This window comes from Streptomyces calidiresistens (genome assembly GCF_014141525.1).
Taxonomy (GTDB): Bacteria; Actinomycetota; Actinomycetes; order Streptomycetales; family Streptomycetaceae; genus Streptomyces; species Streptomyces calidiresistens.
Map to the genome: position 1 here is coordinate 1 of NZ_VKHS01000517.1, position 4,063 is coordinate 4,063.

Here is a 4,063-nt window from a genome sequence, read left to right on the forward strand (position 1 = left end):
CTCTCCCCCGGGCGCTCCGCGGCCCGGCCGTCGGCCGCCCGGTGCCCCGTTCCGCCCCGGACCGTGCGGGTCCGTCCGGTTCCGGCGTGCGAAGCGGCTTCCACCGCCGGCGTACGCTAACTCCTCGTCCGTCCCCCGCACCGCCCCCGTAGGGTCCGGTTCAGCCGGCCCCCTCCCGGGGCGCGGGGATGAGCACGGCCCCGATCCCCGGGGTCGGTGCGGAGAGGGAGGTGCAGATGGCGCAGACGTCCGGGGCGACCCCGCCCGGCATCGGCGACCGGGCCCCCGCGGCCCCGCCCGTCACGGGCGCGGCCAACCGCTGGGCCGTCCTGGTCGTGCTCTGCGCGAGCCTGTTCCTGGTGGCCCTGGACGCCACCGTGCTGCACGTCGCCATCCCCGCCGTGAGCGCGGACCTGCGTCCCGGTCCCATCGAGCTGCTGTGGATCGTGGACGTGTACCCCCTGGTCTGCGCCTCGCTGCTGATCCTCTTCGGCACCCTGGGGGACCGGATCGGTCGCCGGCGGGTGCTGTTGATGGGCTACGCCTGCTTCGGCCTCGCCTCGGCGCTGGCCGCCTGCGCGGACTCCGCCGCCGTCCTCATCGCGGCACGGGCCCTGCTGGGCGTGGGCGGGGCCATGATCATGCCCGCGACCCTCTCCATCCTGCGCCACGTCTTCCCCGACCGGCGGGAGAGGGCGATGGCCATCGGTGTCTGGAGCGCCGTCGCGGCCGTCGGGGCCGCCGTCGGACCGCTGGTCGCCGGGGTGTTGCTGGAGCACTTCTGGTGGGGCTCGGTCTTCCTGATCAACATCCCGCTCATGGCCCTCTGTCTTCCCCTGGGGGCCCGGCTGCTCCCCGAGTCGCGGGGGCGGGCGGACTCCGGGCCGTGGGACGTTCCCGGTGCCCTGATCGCCGCGACGGGCCTGTTCTGCGTCATCCTGGCGGTCAAGCGGATCGGGGGCGGCGACCTGTTCACGCCCTGGACCCTCGTGGCGGGGCTCGCGGGGGCGGTTCTGCTCGTCGTCTTCGTCCGGCGCCAGCGGTCCCGGCCGCACCCGCTGATCGACCTCGCGGCCTTCGGTCGTCCCGCCTTCGGGACCTCCGTCGGGTGCATCGTCCTGACCGTCCTGGCGCTGGTGGGCCTGGCGCTCATCGCGGCCCAGTACCTCCAGTTGGTGCTGGGGCTGAGTCCGCTGCAGACCGGTCTGCGGCTGCTGCCGCTGAGCGTGGCGGCGATCGCCGCCGGGCTGATGGGCGCGTGGATGCTGCGGCTCATGGGCCCCCGGCTGATGATCTCCGGCGGATTCCTCCTCACCGCCCTGGCCGTCCTGTTGCTCATGCAGATCGGTCACCACGACAACCCGGCCCTGCTGATCACCGGCTTCGTCCTGCTGGGATTCGGCCTGGAGACCACCCTCTTCGGCTCCTACGAGTCGATGATCAACGACGCCCCGGCGGACCAGGCCGGTGAGGCCGCGTCGTTGGGCGAGACCGCCTACCAGTTCGGAGCGGGCCTCGGCATCGCGCTGCTGGGAAGCGTCATGAACGCCGTCTACGCCCCCGCCGTGCGCGCGGTGGGCGGCCTGGACGACGGGGAGCGCGCCGCGGTCGGCCACTCCCTGGCGGAGGCCAGGGCCGTCGCCGACGCGATCGGCGGGGACACCGGCGCGGCGCTGCACGCCGCGGCCGCGGACGCCTTCGTGGCGGGCACCAGGGCCGCCCTGGCCGCCAGCGCCCTGCTGCTCCTGCTCGGGGCCCTCGCGGCACTGCGCCTGCCCCGTGAGCCGATGGCCCCCTCCGGCGCGAAGCCGACGGTCGGCGCGGAGGCCGATGTGACCACCGCCATCCCGGGCGGTGGCGTCGTCGATCTTGCGGCGGGGGATTACCGGCACGTAGCGTCGCCCGGGGGCACCGACACCGCCGATCGGATGCCCGAGTCGACCGCACCGGAGGTCCCGCATGCCGGCAGCACCCCGGCCGCCCCGCTTCGACCCCGCTGACCCGCTCGGCATCGACGACCTGCTGACCCCACAGGAGCTGGACATCCGCGCCGGCGTCCGCCGGTGGGCCGCGGAGCGGGTGCTGCCCGGCATCGCCGAGTGGTACGAGCGCGGCGAACTGCCGGTGGTACGGGAGTTGGCCCGCGAACTCGGCGAACTCGGTGCCCTCGGCATGACCCTGGAGGGGTACGGCTGCGCCGGCGCGGGCGCCGTGGAGTACGGCCTGACCTGTCTGGAGCTGGAGGCGGCCGACTCCGGCATCCGATCACTGGTGTCGGTGCAGGGTTCCCTGGCGATGTACGCCATCCACCGTCACGGTTCGCCGGAACAGCGCGAGCGCTGGCTGCCCGCCATGGCCGCGGGCGAGGCCATCGGGTGCTTCGGCCTCACCGAGCCCGACCACGGGTCCGACCCGGCCTCGATGCGCACCCGGGCCCGTCGGGACGGCTCGGACTGGGTGCTCACCGGCCGCAAGACGTGGATCACCAACGCCCCGATCGCGGATGTCGCCGTGGTGTGGGCCCGCACCGAGGAGGGCGTCCGCGGTTTCGTCGTGCCCACCGACACCCCCGGTTGCTCGGCACCGGAGATCCGCCACAAGTGGTCCCTGCGCGCCTCGGTCACCGGCGAACTGGTCCTGGACGGGGTGCGGCTGCCCGCCGACGCGGTGCTGCCGGGGGCACGCGGGCTGGGGGCGCCCCTGGGCTGCCTGGGCCACGCCCGCTACGGGATCGTGTGGGGCGCGCCCGGTGCCGCCCGCAGTTGCCTGGAGACCGCGCTGGAGTACTCCCGCACCCGGGAGCAGTTCGGCCGGCCGATCGGGGGCTTCCAGCTCACCCAGGCGAAACTCGCGGACATGACGGTGGAACTCCACAAGGCATTGCTGCTCGCCCTGCATTTGGGACGGCGGATGGAGGCGGGTTCCCTCACCCCGGAACAGATCAGTATCGGGAAGCTCAACAATGTGCGCGAGGCGTTGGAGATCTGCCGGATGTCCCGCACGGTTCTGGGGGCGAACGGCATCTCGCTGGAGTATCCGGTGATGCGGCACGCCACGAACCTGGAATCCGTGCTCACCTACGAGGGAACCTCGGAAATGCACCAGTTGGTGCTCGGGAAGGCACTCACCGGATTGGACGCGTTCCGGGGGTGAGGCCGGGGCTTTCGGCCGCGGGACGAGGGCTGCCGTGACGGAACGCGACGGCGACCCACCCTCCCGGGCCGGGGGGAACGGCCTCCGGCGCCGGGAACCCCTCCGGGCGCCGACCTCTCGCTGCGGGCCCGGGAAACCGAACGGTCACCGGGTCGGGCGGCCTCGGCGATCCGCCGCCCGCCCGGTGGTCAGCTCTGGTTGAAGAAGCCGGTCGAGCTGTTCCGGGAGCCGCTGATCACGCGGTAGTCGGTCGGCGTGAGCAGGAAGACCCGGTTGGCCACCCGCTCGATGGTGCCGCGCAGCCCGAAGGTCAGACCCGCGGCGAAGTCGACCACGCGCTTGGCGTCGGCGGACTCCAGGGTGGTGAGGTTGATCACCACCGGAACGCCGTCGCGGAACAACTCGCCGATCCGCCGGGCGTCGCGAAATCCCTGGGGGGTGATGGTGGCGATCCGACCCCCCTGCTCCTCGGCGGCCTCCGCCGCCACCCGCAGGCGGGGGTCGGTGGTCCACGGCTCGGCGCGGTCCTCCGGCTCCGGCTCCGGCTCCGGTCCATCGGCGTATTCGTCGTCGTAGTAGCGCATCTCGCGGTCATCGACCAGACCGAGCCAGGCGCTGGCCCTGCGCACCGAACCCATGGACGCCTCCTCTCTGCTCCGCGGTGGTCCGCTTACCCCCCATGGTGGTCCATGATGCTGACAATCCGCCAAGGGAATAGATGACCGAACGGGATTCTGTGACGGTTCTGGTGCATACGATATGGCGTCCACTCAGGGTAGTTGCACCATCGCGGATTGACGGAACGTCGGGTGATCGGCTCCACCCGGGTGGGTGACGGATACCGCGTACGGGTGAGCCCCCGGGGCCCGCCGGACGGCGGGCCCCGGGGGCCGGGGGAGGAACAGGGGAA

At 73.0% G+C, this 4,063-nt stretch carries 3 protein-coding genes; 2 read left to right on the forward strand and 1 reads right to left on the reverse strand.

Going from position 1 to position 4,063, the window contains the following annotated elements; all coding sequences use genetic code 11:
• Positions 1-236: 236 nt before the first annotated feature.
• Positions 237-2,000, forward strand: coding sequence for an MFS transporter (locus tag FOE67_RS18760; protein WP_182665821.1), 1,764 nt, complete (start codon positions 237-239; stop codon positions 1,998-2,000).
• Positions 1,960-3,153, forward strand: a complete 1,194-nt coding sequence (locus FOE67_RS18765; RefSeq protein ID WP_182665823.1) for an acyl-CoA dehydrogenase family protein — start codon at positions 1,960-1,962, stop codon at positions 3,151-3,153. Before FOE67_RS18760 ends, FOE67_RS18765 begins: the two co-directional genes overlap by 41 nt.
• A 188-nt stretch (positions 3,154-3,341) precedes the next feature.
• Here FOE67_RS18765 and FOE67_RS18770 read toward each other — a convergent pair whose 3' ends face one another.
• A complete protein-coding gene (locus FOE67_RS18770; protein WP_182665825.1) occupies positions 3,342-3,791 on the reverse strand; it encodes a cell division protein SepF in 450 nt (149 codons plus the stop codon).
• Between the last annotated feature and the right edge of the window lie 272 nt (positions 3,792-4,063).

Excerpts from the sequence above, each read along its gene's own strand:
- FOE67_RS18760 (WP_182665821.1), top strand. The coding sequence starts at position 237 with ATGGCGCAGACGTCCGGGGCGACCCCGCCCGGCATCGGCGACCGGGCC.
- FOE67_RS18765 (WP_182665823.1), top strand. The coding sequence starts at position 1,960 with ATGCCGGCAGCACCCCGGCCGCCCCGCTTCGACCCCGCTGACCCGCTC.
- FOE67_RS18770 (WP_182665825.1), bottom strand. The coding sequence starts at position 3,791 with ATGGGTTCGGTGCGCAGGGCCAGCGCCTGGCTCGGTCTGGTCGATGAC.